The 15,413-nt window shown below is 60.3% G+C and carries 13 protein-coding genes; 6 read left to right on the top strand and 7 right to left on the bottom strand.

What is annotated here, in order from left to right; translation table 11 throughout:
• Positions 1–26: 26 nt before the first annotated feature.
• The 4 genes from M5G26_RS22365 to M5G26_RS22350 all read right to left on the bottom strand — a co-directional run bounded on the left by M5G26_RS22365 (position 27) and on the right by M5G26_RS22350 (position 3,729).
• Positions 27–1,682 carry an AMP-binding protein gene (locus M5G26_RS22365; RefSeq protein ID WP_273916500.1) on the bottom strand — a complete coding sequence of 552 codons (1,656 nt, stop codon included), beginning with the start codon at positions 1,680–1,682 and terminating at the stop codon, positions 27–29.
• 203 nt (positions 1,683–1,885) lie between these two features.
• Positions 1,886–2,338 carry a phosphohistidine phosphatase SixA gene (gene sixA / locus M5G26_RS22360; RefSeq protein WP_273916499.1) on the bottom strand — a complete coding sequence of 151 codons (453 nt, stop codon included), beginning with the start codon at positions 2,336–2,338 and terminating at the stop codon, positions 1,886–1,888.
• Positions 2,335–2,682, bottom strand: a complete 348-nt coding sequence (locus M5G26_RS22355) for a DUF4389 domain-containing protein (protein ID WP_008087808.1) — start codon at positions 2,680–2,682, stop codon at positions 2,335–2,337. Before M5G26_RS22355 ends, sixA begins: the two co-directional genes overlap by 4 nt.
• Before the next feature lie 21 nt (positions 2,683–2,703).
• Positions 2,704–3,729, bottom strand: coding sequence for an NAD(P)H-dependent glycerol-3-phosphate dehydrogenase (locus M5G26_RS22350; RefSeq protein WP_077574109.1), 1,026 nt, complete (start codon positions 3,727–3,729; stop codon positions 2,704–2,706).
• Between the two features lie 196 nt (positions 3,730–3,925).
• On the opposite strand from M5G26_RS22350, the gene M5G26_RS22345 reads away from it, so the two are divergent.
• The 6 genes from M5G26_RS22345 to M5G26_RS22320 all read left to right on the top strand — a co-directional run bounded on the left by M5G26_RS22345 (position 3,926) and on the right by M5G26_RS22320 (position 11,530).
• Entirely contained in the window at positions 3,926–6,049 is a 2,124-nt protein-coding gene (locus M5G26_RS22345) for a TonB-dependent receptor plug domain-containing protein (RefSeq protein ID WP_273916498.1), read from the top strand.
• A gap of 1 nt (position 6,050) precedes the next feature.
• Complete coding sequence (locus tag M5G26_RS22340; protein WP_273916497.1) at positions 6,051–6,983, top strand: ABC transporter substrate-binding protein; 933 nt, start codon at positions 6,051–6,053, stop codon at positions 6,981–6,983.
• A complete protein-coding gene (locus tag M5G26_RS22335) occupies positions 6,980–8,884 on the top strand; it encodes an ATP-binding protein (RefSeq protein WP_273916496.1) in 1,905 nt (634 codons plus the stop codon). The genes M5G26_RS22340 and M5G26_RS22335 overlap by 4 nt, the downstream gene beginning before the upstream one ends.
• A 247-nt stretch (positions 8,885–9,131) precedes the next feature.
• Positions 9,132–9,647 carry a 3-hydroxyacyl-[acyl-carrier-protein] dehydratase FabA gene (gene fabA, locus M5G26_RS22330; RefSeq protein ID WP_003227150.1) on the top strand — a complete coding sequence of 172 codons (516 nt, stop codon included), beginning with the start codon at positions 9,132–9,134 and terminating at the stop codon, positions 9,645–9,647.
• Between the two features lie 11 nt (positions 9,648–9,658).
• Positions 9,659–10,879 (top strand): beta-ketoacyl-ACP synthase I, encoded by a 1,221-nt coding sequence (gene fabB / locus M5G26_RS22325; RefSeq protein ID WP_003227152.1) that lies wholly within the window; start codon positions 9,659–9,661, stop codon positions 10,877–10,879.
• Positions 10,880–11,341: 462 nt separating this feature from the next.
• Positions 11,342–11,530: a hypothetical protein gene (locus tag M5G26_RS22320; protein ID WP_007917473.1), complete on the top strand. Its 189-nt coding sequence runs from the start codon at positions 11,342–11,344 to the stop codon at positions 11,528–11,530.
• 70 nt (positions 11,531–11,600) lie between these two features.
• Here M5G26_RS22320 and M5G26_RS22315 read toward each other — a convergent pair whose 3' ends face one another.
• From M5G26_RS22315 to relA, 3 genes are all read right to left on the bottom strand, one after another.
• Positions 11,601–12,143, bottom strand: a complete 543-nt coding sequence (locus M5G26_RS22315; RefSeq protein WP_038367495.1) for a DUF2058 domain-containing protein — start codon at positions 12,141–12,143, stop codon at positions 11,601–11,603.
• A 25-nt stretch (positions 12,144–12,168) separates the two neighbouring features.
• Positions 12,169–13,002, bottom strand: coding sequence for a nucleoside triphosphate pyrophosphohydrolase (gene mazG, locus M5G26_RS22310; protein ID WP_150694239.1), 834 nt, complete (start codon positions 13,000–13,002; stop codon positions 12,169–12,171).
• A gap of 128 nt (positions 13,003–13,130) precedes the next feature.
• Positions 13,131–15,374 carry a GTP diphosphokinase gene (relA, locus tag M5G26_RS22305; protein WP_007917476.1) on the bottom strand — a complete coding sequence of 748 codons (2,244 nt, stop codon included), beginning with the start codon at positions 15,372–15,374 and terminating at the stop codon, positions 13,131–13,133.
• Positions 15,375–15,413: the final 39 nt, after the last annotated feature.

The raw sequence follows: 15,413 nt of genomic DNA, 5'->3' as shown, positions 1-15,413 counted from the left end.
ACTTCCTTTGTTGTTGTAGTGGTCGCTCAATCCTGCCACAGCACCGACTCGCTGCGCTCGCTCCATTCTTCGAAACGCGCGCCGTAGGTGTCTTCGATGACGTTGCGCTTGATCTTCAGGGTCGGCGTGAGAAAGCCGTTTTCCACCGCCCAACTGTCCTTGACCACCACCAGACGGCGCAGGCGTTCATGCTTGTCGAGTACGGCGTTGACCTCCTCCAGGAGTTTTTCCAGGCTCGAATGCAGGCTCGCCCGGCCCTCCTCCTGATTGACGCTCGAGAGCACGCACAACCCCAACGGTGCACTCAAACCGTCACCGACCACGCAGACCTGTTCGATGCGTGAATGCACGGCCAGACGATTTTCGATCGGCGCCGGGGCGACGTATTTGCCCTTGCTGGTCTTGAAGATTTCCTTGAGTCGACCGGTCAGGCGCAGGCGCCCTTCAGCATCCTGCTCGCCCTTGTCGCCGGTGCGCAGAAAGCCGTCCTCGGTCAGGGTCTCAGCGGTTTTCTGCGGTTCCTTGAAGTAGCCGAGCATGTTCGCCTGACTGCGCACCTGCACTTCGCCCGACTCATCGATGCGCACCTCGACATCCGGGCACGGCTTGCCGATCCAGCCCTGCTTGTATTGCCCCGGCAGGCAGATGTGCGAGTAGCCGCAGCCCTCGGTCATGCCGTAGACCTCCAATACATCAAGGCCGAGTTTCTGATACCAGGCAAGCAAGGTCTGCGGCACTGGCGCGGCACCCGACAACGCCACACGCAAGGCATCCAGCCCCAACCCCGCCAGCACTTTGTGCCCGACCCGCTTGCCGATGAATGGCAGGCTGAGGAGGAAGTCCAGGCGCTTGGCCGGGATCTTGCTGTACACGCCCATCTGGAATTTGGTCCAGATGCGCGGCACGCCGAACATTGCGGTTGGTCGTGCACGTTTCAGATCGTTGATGAACGTGTCGAGGCTCTCGGCAAAGAACACCGTTTGCCCGGTGTAGATCGACGCCAGTTCAACGAACATGCGCTCGGCAACGTGGCACAGCGGCAAGTACGACAGCAGTCGGTCGTTCTCGTTGAGGCCGAACAGTTGCGTGCCACGGGTCGTGGCAAAACCGAGATTGGCAAAACTGTGCATCACGCCTTTGGGCAGGCCAGTGGTGCCGGAGGTGTAGATGATCGTCGCCAGTTGCTCGGCCGCCGGACGTGGATCGTCCTGAATCGGTGAAGTGCGCTGCAGGTCGGCCCAGGTGAAATCGAAATCCCCGAGCGGATGCAATGGCAGGCTGATGGTCGGCAGATCCGCCGGCACGCCTTTGGCCATGCCCGGCCAGTCGTCGAGCTTGCCGATGAAGGCCAGGACGCTTTCCGAGTGATTGAGTACTTGCGCGACGGAGTCGGCGGTGAGGTTGGGATACAGCGGCACAGAGACGTGCCCGGCCATCCAGATCGCCAGGTCGGCGATGATCCAGTGTGCACAGTTTTTCGAGATCAGGGCGATGTGGCTGCCTTGTGGCAACTCGCGGGCGCGCAACCAATGTGCGGCGCAGCGCGCCTGATGGCCGACGTCGGCCCAACTCAGCGTCTCGACCTGGCCGCCGCCGATGGGCTGCACGAGGAAGCGCTGGCGCGGATGGCGGGCTTCACGCTCGTAGAACACGTCCAGCGGCAAACGGAAGGCGGCAGACATGCGACTCGCTCCTGTTTTTGGGTCTGGAGCAAGCGTAGTCAACCAAGCAAGTGCTTGGTTGGAAAATTCAAACAAATAATTTCATGGTGTACGCAGAAACCAATGTGGGAGCGAGCCTGCTCGCGAATGCCGTGTGTCAGACACATAAAGGGTGAATGACACGCCGCTTTCGCGAGCAGGCTCGCTCCCACAAAGGATCAGCGTTACGGATGTTTGAGGCTGTTGAGGGTCATCGAGCCAATCAGCAGTTCAGGGCTTTCCAGTTCAGCCAGCCCAGCGGTGCTGACCTTCTCCGGCGGATACCCGGCGCCATGCTGCAAATAGCTCAGCAAGTTGCCCACCAACGGGTTGTGGCTGACCAGCAGCACGTTGCTCACCGACACCAGTTGATCGGTGACCTTGTCCGGATCAACCTCCGGGATGAGCCAGTCGACCGTGCGAATTTCCGGCTCGAAACCCAGCGCTTCGCGAACAATCTGCGCAGTTTGTTGCGCACGCAGATAAGGGCTGGCGTAGATTGCCGTCAGCGGCTGGCCGATCAAATGGGCGGCGCTGCTCAAGGCCTCTTTGCGACCGTGCTCGGTCAGTTCCCGCTCGGAGTCGGGACACGAGCCGTAAGGCACGGCCTCACCGTGACGCAACACCCAGAGTTTCATAGCTTGGGTTCCTCATCTCGAACCGGATGCGGCGCCGGTGCGACGGCGTGCGGCGCCTCACCTTCCGGGGTACGCGGCGTTGGCCAGTCGGCAAACGGCCACGGTTTCTGGTCGCTGTGGAAGCTGCCGAAGCGGCCGATCTGCGCCAGGAACTGGCTCAGGCTGTCGCCGAAGTTCATCAGGCTGGCGCTCGGCGCGCCATAGATCAAACGATAGATCAGTTGCACCAGCACCACTGCGCCGAGGATGAACTGCGCCACTTGCCAGACCAGCACATAGACGATCATCCACAACACGCGCAGGAGGATGGATTCGTACTTGGCTTCGGTTTTCGGATCGTTCATGGCTTGCTACTCCCGGCTCACTCAGTTGAAACCGCTGGTGGAAATAAAATCGACGTCGGTTTTCGGTTCGGCTCGCATCAGTAGACCGATCACCTGCTCCAGCGTGCGGCCTTCGAACAGGATCGCGTGCAGCCCGGCGACCAGCGGCATGTACACGCCGACTTCCTGAGACTTGGCCTTGAGCACCTTCAAGGTGTTGACCCCTTCAGCGACTTCACCGAGGCGCGACACCGCTTCGTCGAGACTCAAACCCTGACCCAGCGCGAAACCGACTTGATAGTTACGACTTTTTGGCGATGAGCAGGTCACGATCAGATCGCCAACACCGGCCAGGCCGAGAAAGGTCATCGGGTTCGCCCCCTGATTCACGGCAAAGCGGGTCATTTCCGCCAATGCGCGAGTGATCAGCATGCTCTTGGTGTTCTCGCCCATCTCCAGCGCCACCGCCATGCCGGCGATGATCGCGTAAACGTTCTTCAACGCCCCGCCCAGCTCGACGCCGAAACGGTCGGCGCTGGCATACACGCGGAAGGTGCGACCGTGCAGCGCGGCTTGCACGGCTTTGCACAGTTCTTCGTCTTCACTGGCGACCACGGTGGCGGTCAGCGCGTGCTCGGCGATTTCCCGCGCCAGGTTCGGCCCGGACAACACGCCGATGCGCGCATTCGGGGCGATCTCTTCGAGAATCTGGCTCATCAGTTTGAAAGTCTGGGCTTCGATGCCTTTGGTCAGGCTGACCAGCATCTTGCCGCTCAACCGCTCGGCGTGGGCGGCGAGTACCGTGCGCAACGCGCTCGACGGCAGCGCGACAAAGCACAAATCGCAGGCGTCGAGGGTTTCCTGCAGGTCGGTGACGGCAGTCACGCCGGGCAGAATCTTGATGCCTTTGAGGTAACGCGGGTTTTCGCGATTGACCCGGATGGCCTCGGCCTGCTCGGGGTCACGCATCCACTGCCGGACTTGATGGCCGTTCTCGGCCAATAGATTGGCCACGGCGGTACCAAAACTTCCGCCTCCCAGGACCGCAATCGGGCGCTGTTCAGTCATATGCAATCCGTTAATCCATACCAGTGGCGATGGCGGCATTATACGGGGCGCCCCGGTCGCGGCCAGCCCCCGCAACAATTACCGACACTTGTAGGAAGAAGACCAATAAAACCGAGGAAAATGCCTGCAACGTGACTGGAAAAGTCGCTGTCCTCGGTTAACATGCGCGCCAATTCTTCGCTATCAAGGTTGTGTCGTGTCTTTTGGCTCTTCGTCCCCGCGTTCGTCCATCTTACTGGCGCTGCTGTTCAGCCCGGTATTAATGGCGGACGACCTGTTCATGGACAACGAAGCACTGCCACAAGTGCTGACCGCCACGCGCCTGAAACAGACGCCAGCGGAAGTGCCGGGGAGCATGACCGTACTCGACAGCGAACTGATCAACGCCAGCGGTGCCCGCGACATCAGCGAACTGCTGCGGCTGGTGCCGGGGATGATGGTCGGCAACATCAGCGGCAATCAGGCGGCAGTCAATTACCACGGCACCAACGCCAGCGAAGCGCGGCGCATGCAGGTGTTGATCGACGGTCGCTCGGTGTACCGCGCCGGTTTGTCGACAGTGGACTGGAGCGATATTCCGGTGGCCATGGAAGACATCGAGCGCATCGAGGTCTTTCGCGGCCCCAACACCGTCAGTTATGGCGCCAACGCGTTGATGGCAGTGGTCAACATCATCACCCGCCACCCGGCGGACAGCCACGGCACGCGGATGAAGTACACCCGTGGCCAGCGCGGCATCAATGATTTCTATGCCAGCCAGGGCACCGGCTGGAATGGCGGTGATTTGCGCCTGTCGTTGTCTGGCCAGGAAGATGATGGCTTCGACAGCGATCGCAGCGGTGCCGATTACCGCGACAGCCGCCGCTTGAATCGCTTCAGTCTCGCGGTCAGCCACACGCTCAGCGACAACCAGAGCCTCGACTGGCAGGTCAACGCCAAGGACGGGACCAACCAGCGGCCGTACACCTACCGCCCGGTGTTCTCAGGGATTACCGACGCTGGGAACAATTCCGACGTAATCGCCAAGGATTACGCCGGCTCGGTGCGCTGGAACCTCGACATCAACCCTGAACACAGCCTTTATATACAAGGCTCGGCACAGCACTGGGATCGCCAGCAAACCTGGCGCGCCTGCGATGCCGAAGTATCGTTCAGCCCCGAGCTGACGCAACTGTGGCAACTCAATCCGAATTACACCGAACGCCTGGCGCGCAACATCACCCGGTTCACCGGCCCCGGTGCGGCGCCCGGCACACCGCAGGAAATGGCCCTGGCCAATCAGGTGCTCGAGCAATGGCGTAACGGCGCGAGTCGAACCCTGTGCGGCGACATCGACCAGAGTGCCCGCGAATCGCGCTACGATCTCGAATTGCAGGACACCCTCAGCCTGTCCGACAGCCTGCGGCTGGTCAGCGGCATGAACTATCGTTACGACCGCGCCGACTCCGAAACCTACTTCAATGGCACGCTGGACGACACCACGTGGCGCGCGTTCGGCCAGCTGGAATGGCGTGCCACGGAACACTGGCTGTTGCAGGGCGGTGCGATGTTTGAAGACACGCAACTGATCGGCAGTTCGCTGACCCCGCGATTTGCCGTCAATTACCTGATCAACCCGCGCCACGGTCTGCGCGCGGTGTACTCGGAAGCGATCCGCTCGCCGGACATGTTCGAGAACAATGTCAACTGGAGCTATCAGGTCAGCAACCTGCGCCCCTCGGCTTACGGCAAGTCTTCGGCACGATATTTCGTCAAGACCCGTGGCCCGGGCGATCTCGACCAGGAACACATGCGCTCGCGCGAGCTGGGCTACAACGGCTATTTCGCCGAACTCGGTCTGGCCCTCGACGTGAAGCTGTTCTACGACGAAATTACGGGGATGATCAGTGAGCCGCTGCGCAACAACCAATACATCGCCAGCAACGCCAACAGCTCACGCTTTCGTGGCACGGAAACCCAGCTCGACTGGCGCGTGAGCATGGCCGACCGTTTGCGTTTCACTTACGCCTTCGTCGATGCCGAAGCAAGCAATCCGCTCGATCAGCAGTTCACTTCGCGTAACAGTGGTTCGGCCGGTTGGCTACGCGATTGGGGCCATGGCTGGAACAGTGCCCTCTTCTATTACGGCGACAACGCGCTCAACGGCTACCGTTTCGAACGGGTCGACACACGCATCGCCAAACGCATTGCGCTGGGCAAAGCACAGCTACAACTGGCTGGCGTGCTGCAACAGCGCCTCAACCATGAGCCGACCACCTTCGTCGACAACAATTATGACGAGCGCCGGGTGATGTATTTCAGTGCCGAGCTGGAGTTCTAGGATGCGCTACGGGCCATCACGGAAGATGCCAACCCTTGGCCACTGGCTGGCCGGGCTCTGCCTGTTTCTGACCGCATGGCTGCACGGCGTGGCGGTACAGGCCGCGGATATTCTGTTGACCGGTGCCGAGGAAAGCCCCGGCGTCCAGGCGTTCGTGCAGGCACTCAGCGAACTGCGCCCGACCGACAACGTGCGTTTCCAGCCGCTGGCCAGTCTGCCTGCGCCGGGGAAACTGCCCGCCAGTCTGCGCCTGATACTGCTCGACCTGCCGAGTCTCGACTGGCGCCTGCAAGAATCCCAAGGCCCGGCAACGCTGGTGCTGCGCATCAGTCGCCTGCAGGCCCGCCAGCGTCTCGGCAGCACGCAACCGGCACATCTGAGTTTGCTCTGGAGTGATCCGCCGCTGAGTCGCCAGTTGCAGTTGATCCGGCGCATTCTGCCCCAGGCCCGACGCATCGGCGTGCTGTTTGATGAGCACAGCGAATTCCTCCTCAAGGAACTGAATCTCGCCGCCGCGCCGCTGAATCTGCAAATCGTCAGCGAGCGCTGGGACAACACCCACGACAGCCGCCCTCTACAAGCCGTGCTGAAGAACAGCGACGTGCTGCTGGGGCTCGACGACCCCGATCTGTACAACCCGAAAACCGCAAAAAACCTGCTGCTCAGCAGCTACTCACGGCAAGTCGCACTGGTCGGCCCCAACGTTGCGTTCGTCCGCGCTGGCAGCCTGGCCAGCAGTTACAGCGACCAGAACGACTGGCTTGCAATCCTCGATCAATTGCTCGATCAACCGCCGGCCAGTTGGCCACGGACGCTCTACCCCGCACGTTTTAAAGTCTCAAGTAATGCGCAGGTCGCTCGTTCACTCGGTATCGAACCGCTGAATGACGCATCTGTTGCCAGCGCACTGGCTGAAGGAGAACGCCGCCCATGAGTTTCCGTCGCCGTTGGGACATCAACACCCGCACCCAGCTGATCAGCCTGGGCCCGGCGCTGTTGCTGACCTTGCTGTTGATCAGCTTCTTTACCTTCGTGCGCATTCAGGATTTGCGTCAGGAGCTGAACCACACCGGCCAATTGATCGCCAACCAACTGGCGCCCGCCACCGAATACGGGGTGATTTCCGGCAACAACGAAGTGCTGGAAAGCCTGCTCAAAGCCACACTGGCCACGCCCAACGTGCGTTTTCTTGAAGTACAGGACAGCGCCAACCGGATTCTGGTGTACGTCGAACAACCGGCGGCAGCCCACAGTCGTCCGCATCAGGTCGAAGTGTTTCAGGCACCGGTACGCCTGCAACGCATCGCCCTGCACAATGATTTCTTCCAGGACGGCAAGGTCAGCAATAACGGAGCCGGCGAAGATTATCTGGGCCGTGTGATCGTCGGTCTGTCCAACGACGCGTTCAGCCAGCGCCAGCAGGAGATTCTGCTCAAGGCCGGGATTCTCGCGCTGTTCGCCCTGCTCTTCACCTTTGTCTTGGCGCGACGTCTGGCCGGCAGTCTGTCGCAGCCGATTCGTGATATCGGCGATGCGGTCAAAGCGATTCAGGACGGCGACTACAAAACCCCGCTGCCGATTGTTGATGACACCGAACTGGGCGCGCTGTCGCAACACATCAACAACCTCGCCCAAGCGCTGGAACAGGCCAGCCGCGAGCAGCATCAAGCCATGGCACAACTGATCCAGACCCGCGAAGAGGCGGAAAAGGCCAACAACGCCAAATCCGACTTTCTGGCGATGATGAGCCATGAACTGCGCACGCCCATGAACGGCGTGCTGGGCATGCTGCAATTGCTGGAGACCACCGAGATGACCGAGGAGCAGGTCGAATACGCCGCGCTCGCCTCGGAGTCCACCGAGCACTTGCTGAAAGTCATCAACGATATTCTCGACTTCTCGCGCATCGAACGTTCGGAGCTGGAACTGGAGCACATCCCGTTCAATCTTGCCGAACTGATTGGCGCCTGCGCCCAGTCGTTCCAGCACAGCGCGGTGCAGCGAGGGCTGGCGCTGAATCTGCGCATCCCGGATGACATGCGCGGTTTGCAGGTGCAAGGCGATCCGACGCGGATCCGGCAGATTCTGGTCAATCTGGTCGGCAACGCGCTGAAGTTCACCGAACAGGGCCGGGTCAGCATCGAGGCGCAGTGGCAGTCGCTGGATCACGAACTGTTATGGTTCACCTGCTCGGTGCGCGACAGCGGCATCGGTATTTCTTCTGAAAGTCTGGAGTTGATGTTCAACGCCTTCCAGCAGGCCGACAGTTCGATTTCACGGCGCTACGGCGGCACCGGCCTAGGTCTGCCGATTGCTCGTACATTGGCCGAGCGCATGGGCGGCACCTTGCGCGCGCAGAGCGAGGAAGGTCGTGGCTCGGTCTTCACTCTGGAAATTCCGCTGGCACTCTATAAGCAGGCGCTGCCGCCACTGGCCGCGCCGCGTGCGCTGAATGGCATGGGCCAAGGCGAAGGGCGCAATGTCTTGCTGGTCGAAGACAATCCGGTGAACCAGACGGTTATCGAAGCGATGCTGCGCAGTCTGGGCTTTACTGTCAGTGTTGCCACTGATGGCGCACAGGCTGTGCGCAGTGCCGAGGGCAGCGACTTTGAGGTGATTCTGATGGATTGCCGGTTGCCGATTATCGATGGCTACGAGGCCACCCGGCAGATCCGGCGCCTGCCCGGACGCAGTGATGTGCCGATCATCGCGCTGACCGCCAACGCGTTGCAGGGTGACCGCGAAACCTGTCTGTCGGCGGGTATGAACGATTATCTGGCGAAGCCGTTCAAACGTAATGATCTGCAGCAGATTCTGCAGCGCTGGGTGTCGTAGTGTGGGCCTTTCGACCATCTGCGACTGGCGTGAAAAGCGAAAGTGCGGCAGTCTTAGGCACCCGAACGAGCCTCAAAAGGGGCTTGAATAAAAATTTCAGTGCACAAGTGTACATTCATGTCCTTGGTGCTGTGACTTTCACCACAACGCAATAGTCTATGAGTAGGCTGCCGGTTCGAGGCATGAACGCTTCGAACGGTCGGGAAGATTTGCCCCACCTGCCGCATGGGATTATTGAGGAGCTCGCATGACCAAACAAAACGCCTTTACTCGGGAAGATCTGCTGCGCTGCAGTCGCGGTGAGCTGTTCGGCCCAGGTAACGCGCAACTGCCCGCCCCGAACATGCTGATGGTTGATCGCATCACCCTGATCAGCGAAGAAGGCGGCAAGTACGGCAAAGGTGAATTGGTCGCCGAGCTGGATATCAACCCTGATCTGTGGTTCTTCGCGTGCCACTTCGAAGGTGATCCGGTGATGCCGGGCTGCCTCGGTCTGGATGCCATGTGGCAACTGGTCGGTTTCTTCCTGGGCTGGCAAGGCCTGCCGGGCCGCGGCCGTGCGCTGGGTTCGGGCGAAGTGAAATTCTTCGGTCAGGTACTGCCGACCGCCAAGAAAGTCACCTACAACATTCATATCAAACGCGTCCTCAAGGGCAAGCTGAACCTGGCCATTGCCGATGGTTCGGTGACTGTCGACGGTCGCGAAATCTACACCGCCGAAGGCCTTCGCGTCGGCGTGTTCACCTCCACTGACAACTTCTAAGGGTTATTCGCATGCGCCGCGTCGTTATCACTGGTCTGGGCATCGTTTCGTGCCTGGGCAATGACAAAGAGACCGTCTCCGCTAACCTGCGTGCAAGCCGCCCTGGCATCCGGTTCAACCCGGAATATGCCGAAATGGGTCTGCGTAGCCAGGTTTCCGGCTCCATCGACCTCAACCTTGAAGAGCTGATCGATCGCAAGATCTATCGCTTCGTCGGCCACGCAGCGGCTTACGCCTACCTGGCCATGAAAGACGCTATCGCTGACTCCGGCCTGACCGAAGAGCAAGTGTCCAACCCGCGTACCGGCCTGATCGCTGGTTCCGGTGGTGCTTCCACGCTGAACCAGATGGAAGCGCTGGACATCCTGCGCGAAAAAGGCGTGAAGCGCGTTGGCCCGTACCGTGTAACGCGGACCATGAGCAGCACCGTTTCCGCTTGCCTGGCCACGCCGTTCAAGATCAAGGGCCTGAACTACTCCATCGCTTCTGCCTGCGCCACCAGTGCTCACTGCATCGGTACCGCCATGGAACAGATCCAGATGGGCAAGCAGGACATCGTCTTCGCCGGTGGCGGTGAAGAAGAGCACTGGAGCCAGTCGTTCCTGTTCGACGCCATGGGCGCTCTGTCCAGCAAGCGTAACGACACCCCGGAACAAGCTTCCCGTGCCTACGACGCCGACCGTGACGGTTTCGTCATCGCTGGCGGTGGCGGTATGGTCGTGGTTGAAGAGCTGGAACACGCTCTGGCCCGTGGCGCCAAGATCTACGCGGAAATCGTTGGCTACGGCGCAACGTCCGACGGCTACGACATGGTTGCCCCGAGTGGCGAAGGCGCGATCCGCTGCATGCAGATGGCGATGTCCACCGTTGATACCCCGATCGACTACCTGAACACCCACGGCACTTCGACTCCGGTCGGCGATGTTGCGGAAATGAAAGGTGTGCGTGAAGTGTTCGGCGACAAGGCTCCAGCGATCAGCTCGACCAAGAGCCTGTCCGGTCACTCCTTGGGCGCCGCCGGCGTTCACGAAGCGATCTACTGCATGCTGATGATGGAAGGCAACTTCATTGCCGGTTCCGCCAACATCGACGAGCTGGACCCGGAAGTGGCCGATCTGCCGGTGCTGACCAAGACCCGCGAAAACGCCACCATCAACACCGTGATGAGCAACAGCTTCGGCTTCGGCGGCACCAACGCCACGCTGGTACTGAAGCGCTGGGAAGGCAAGTAATTCCCCCCGCTTGAGCCACACACAAAAACGCCCCGACTGGTTCGGGGCGTTTTTTTTTCGCCTGCAGAAATTAGCCGGAACCCCACCGATCCCTGTTTTGATCGTTCCCACGCTCTGCGTGGGAATGCAGCCCGTGACGCTCCGCGTCACTGGACGCGGAGCGTCCCTAGAGGCATTCCCACGCGGAGCGTGGGAACGATCAACATCTATGTCGCCTGACACCCCGCTATCGCTGGCAAGCCAGCTCCCACAGGGTTGTCGGTGAGCTCTGGAGATGAAACTTCTGTCATGAAACTTTGCCCCCTGCGACCGAATGTCGCGGATTACGCGGGCTGCAGCACTGTTGCAAAAAACGCAATAACACCTTGCGCAAATCAAGCGTTTACTTAGCAAGCTAACAAATCATATAAAAGAGTCCTGCACACGCCTTGCTGCAGATAACTTGAGATTTGGAGCTAGCAGATGACTGTAAAAGTAACTGAACGCGACGATTCACACATGTCCCACGAAGGCGTAGCCGCCGGTATCCGCATCTGGGATGTGCATCAACAAGACTTGCTGGTCGGCATGTTCCACAACGAGATCGACGCCCACAACTACAAGGCCGAACTGGAAGTGCAAGAACAGCAGCGGGATCTGAAATCCGCCTGATTCAACCACAGCATTGAAAACGACAAACCCCGCCATGAGCGGGGTTTGTCGTTGTTACAGCTTTATCGATTTACCACATCAGGTCATCAGGGATCTGATACGCCGCGTACGGATCGTCCTCGCTGCTGACCTCTTCGGTCTGCACGTTGAGCTGGACGATGCGCTGTGGATCGCGCTCCTGGATCTTCAGGGCCGCTTCACGCGGAATCACTTCGTAGCCGCCGGCATGGTGGACGATCGCCAGCGAACCGCTGCTGAGCTTGTTGCGCATCAGCGTGTTGACCGAGATGCGCTTGACCTTCTTGTCGTCGACGAAGTTGTAGTAGTCCTCGGTGGTCAGCTTCGGCAGACGCGAGACTTCGATCAGTTGCTTGACCTGCGCCGCACGCGCCTTGGCCTCGGCTTTCTCTTTCTGCTGACGGTTCAGCTCCTGGTCGCGCTTGACCTTCTCGGCCATGGCTTCCTGGGCGGCACGCTGCTGCGAGTCGTCCAGCTCGATCTGGCCTTTGTGCGCCAGACGCTGCTGCTTCTGCTTGTCCTTGCTGACCTGTTTGGCCTGCTTTTGGTTGACCAGGCCTGCTTTGAGCAACTGGTCGCGAAGGGAAATACTCATGGTGCTTACTCACTTGGGCAGTGGCTCAGCCGCAGCCGGGCAAATTCTTTTCCTGACGTTTGGCTTCACCCCACAGGGCGTCCAACTCTTCGAGGGTGCAATCTTCTATGGGACGGTGGGTGTCGCGCAATGCCTGTTCGATAAATCGGAAACGTCTTTCGAACTTGCCGTTGGCGCCACGCAATGCCGTTTCCGGGTCGACCTTCAGATGCCGGGCCAGATTGACCACGGAAAACAGCAGGTCGCCGATCTCGTCAGCCACGGCGACGGGATCGTTTTCCGACATGGCTTCGAGCACTTCATCGAGCTCTTCGCGCACCTTGTCGAGCACCGGCAAGGCGTCCGGCCAGTCGAAACCGATCTGCCCTGCGCGCTTCTGCAACTTTGCCGAACGCGACAATGCCGGCAACGTCGCCGGCACGTCATCGAGCAGCGACAGTTGCTCGGGCGCGGCGGATTTCTCGGCGCGCTCTTCGGCCTTGATCTCTTCCCAGCGCTGCTTGACCTGTTCTTCGCTCAAGCGCGGCACATCCAGCGGTGCGTAGAGATCACCGGTGGGGAACACATGGGGATGACGACGGATCAGCTTGCGGGTAATGCTGTCGATCACCCCGGCGAATTCGAAGCGCCCTTCTTCCTTGGCCAACTGGCTGTAATACACCACCTGGAACAGCAGATCGCCCAACTCGCCCTGCAAATGATCGAAGTCGCCACGTTCGATGGCATCGGCCACTTCGTAGGCTTCTTCGAGGGTGTGCGGGACGATGGTCGCGTAGGTTTGCTTGATGTCCCACGGGCAACCGTACTGTGGATCGCGCAGACGGTTCATGAGGTGGAGCAGGTCTTCAAGGCTGTACATCATTTATCTCTCACCACAAAACCCTGTGGGAGCTGGCTTGCCAGCGATTGCATCACCTCGATGTTCCTGAAAGACCGAGTTGTCTGCATCGCTGGCAAGCCAGCTCCCACATTGGATCAATGCCATCTTCACGGAGTACGGTTACGCCGCGTTTCGATGATGTTCGGCAACTGCGAAATCCGCCCCAGCAAGCGCCCCAGCGCATCCAGACCCGGGATCTCGATGGTCAGCGACATCAGCGCGGTGTTGTCTTCCTTGTTCGAGCGGGTGTTGACCGCGAGCACGTTGATGCGCTCGTTGAGCAGCACCTGCGAGACGTCACGCAGCAGACCGGAACGGTCGTAGGCGCGGATGACAATGTCCACCGGGTAGGTGAGCACCGGCACCGGGCCCCAGCTGACCTGGATGATCCGCTCCGGCTCGCGTCCGCCCAGTTGCAGCACCGAGGCGCAGTCCTGACGGTGAATGCTCACGCCACGGCCCTGGGTGATGTAACCGACGATCGCATCGCCCGGCAGCGGCTGGCAGCAACCGGCCATCTGCGTCATCAAGTTGCCGACGCCCTGGATCTGAATGTCGCCGCGCTTGCCCGGTTTGTAACCGGTGGCTTTGCGTGGAATCAGTTCCAGTTGTTCGTTGCCGCGTTCCGGCTCGACCAGTTGCTGCGCCAGGTTGACCAGTTGCGCCAGACGCAGGTCGCCGGCACCGAGGGCGGCGAACATGTCTTCGGCGGTTTTCATGTTGGCCTTGTCGGCCAGCTTGTCGAAGTCCACCGCTGGCAGACCAAGGCGCGTCAGTTCGCGCTCGATCAGGGTTTTACCGGCGGCGACGTTCTGGTCGCGCGCCTGCAATTTGAACCAGTGGACGATCTTCGCCCGCGCCCGCGAGGTGGTGACGTAACCGAGGTTGGAGTTCAGCCAGTCGCGGCTCGGCGTGCCGTGTTTGCTGGTGATGATCTCGACCTGCTCACCGGTCTGCAGGCTGTAGTTGAGCGGCACGATGCGCCCGTTGATCTTCGCGCCACGGCAGTTGTGGCCGATCTCGGTGTGCACGCGGTAGGCGAAGTCCAGCGGCGTCGCGCCTTTCGGCAAGTCGATGGCGTGACCGTCGGGGGTGAAGATGTAGACCCGATCCGGCTCGATATCGACACGCAGTTGTTCGGCAAGACCACCGATATCGCCCAGTTCTTCGTGCCACTCGAGGACCTGACGCAGCCAGGAGATTTTCTCTTCGTAGTGGTTCGAGCCGGATTTGACGTCGGTGCCCTTGTAGCGCCAGTGCGCGCAGACGCCGAGTTCGGCTTCTTCGTGCATCGAGTGCGTACGAATCTGCACCTCAAGCACTTTACCCTCAGGGCCGATCACCGCGGTATGCAGCGAGCGGTAGCCGTTCTCTTTCGGGTTGGCGATGTAGTCGTCGAATTCTTTCGGGATGTGCCGCCACAAGGTGTGGACGATGCCCAGCGCGGTGTAGCAGTCGCGCATTTCCGGGACCAGCACGCGCACCGCACGCACGTCGTAGATCTGGCTGAATTCCAGACCCTTGCGCTGCATTTTGCGCCAGATCGAATAGATGTGTTTGGCCCGGCCGCTGATGTCAGCGTCGACGCCGGTGGCCTGCAATTCGTCCTTGAGCTGGGTCATCACATCGGCGATGAAACGTTCGCGGTCAAGCCGTCGCTCGTGGAGCAGCTTGGCGATCTGTTTGTATTGATCCGGTTCGAGATAACGGAAGGACAAGTCCTCCAGTTCCCATTTGATATGACCGATACCGAGGCGGTGCGCGAGCGGCGCATAAATGTCGAAGACTTCGCGGGCGACACGGTTACGCTTTTCGTCGTCGGCGGTTTTCACCGCGCGAATGGCACAGGTACGTTCGGCCAGTTTGATCAGCGCGACACGAACGTCGTCGACCATCGCCACAAGCATCTTGCGCAGGTTTTCCACCTGCCCTTGCGTGCCCATGACCATCGACTGACGCGGGCTGAGGCTGGCGCTGATGGCGGCCATGCGCTGCACGCCGTCGATCAGTTTGGCCACCACCGGGCCGAAGCGCTGGCCGACGGCCGCGAGTTCGATCTGGCCCTCGCGCACGCCGCGATACAGGACCGCGGCGACCAGCGAATCCTGATCGAGCTTGAGGTCGGCGAGAATCTCGGCGATTTCCAGGCCCGTACTGAAACTGCCGGAGCCTTCCGCCCACAGATTCTTCTTGGCATTGGACTGTTGTTCGGCCTCGCGAGCGAACTCGCAGGCTTCTTTCAAGGCTTCGCGATCCAGTGCCAGATCGACACTGACCGCGTGATCGAGCCAAGCCTCGAGATTGATACTGCCGTCAGTGTTGATCGGCTGGTGTGCTCTCACCTGTACCATCTTGCTTTACCTTCCCTACGACGCAGATTCAATGCGTCA

It is taken from the genome of Pseudomonas sp. TNT2022 ID642 (assembly GCF_028656995.1).
Classification (GTDB): domain Bacteria; phylum Pseudomonadota; class Gammaproteobacteria; order Pseudomonadales; family Pseudomonadaceae; genus Aquipseudomonas.
This window is presented reverse-complemented; position numbering and strand designations above follow the sequence as displayed.

Bases quoted from the DNA above. Each gene is read 5' to 3' on its own strand.
- M5G26_RS22350 (WP_077574109.1), bottom strand. From the start codon at position 3,729: ATGACTGAACAGCGCCCGATTGCGGTCCTGGGAGGCGGAAGTTTTGGT.
- M5G26_RS22340 (WP_273916497.1), top strand. From the start codon at position 6,051: ATGCGCTACGGGCCATCACGGAAGATGCCAACCCTTGGCCACTGGCTG.
- M5G26_RS22355 (WP_008087808.1), bottom strand. From the start codon at position 2,682: ATGAACGATCCGAAAACCGAAGCCAAGTACGAATCCATCCTCCTGCGC.
- relA (WP_007917476.1), bottom strand. From the start codon at position 15,374: ATGGTACAGGTGAGAGCACACCAGCCGATCAACACTGACGGCAGTATC.
- sixA (WP_273916499.1), bottom strand. From the start codon at position 2,338: ATGAAACTCTGGGTGTTGCGTCACGGTGAGGCCGTGCCTTACGGCTCG.
- M5G26_RS22365 (WP_273916500.1), bottom strand. From the start codon at position 1,682: ATGTCTGCCGCCTTCCGTTTGCCGCTGGACGTGTTCTACGAGCGTGAA.
- M5G26_RS22335 (WP_273916496.1), top strand. From the start codon at position 6,980: ATGAGTTTCCGTCGCCGTTGGGACATCAACACCCGCACCCAGCTGATC.
- mazG (WP_150694239.1), bottom strand. From the start codon at position 13,002: ATGTACAGCCTTGAAGACCTGCTCCACCTCATGAACCGTCTGCGCGAT.
- M5G26_RS22320 (WP_007917473.1), top strand. From the start codon at position 11,342: ATGACTGTAAAAGTAACTGAACGCGACGATTCACACATGTCCCACGAA.
- fabA (WP_003227150.1), top strand. From the start codon at position 9,132: ATGACCAAACAAAACGCCTTTACTCGGGAAGATCTGCTGCGCTGCAGT.
- M5G26_RS22315 (WP_038367495.1), bottom strand. From the start codon at position 12,143: ATGAGTATTTCCCTTCGCGACCAGTTGCTCAAAGCAGGCCTGGTCAAC.
- fabB (WP_003227152.1), top strand. From the start codon at position 9,659: ATGCGCCGCGTCGTTATCACTGGTCTGGGCATCGTTTCGTGCCTGGGC.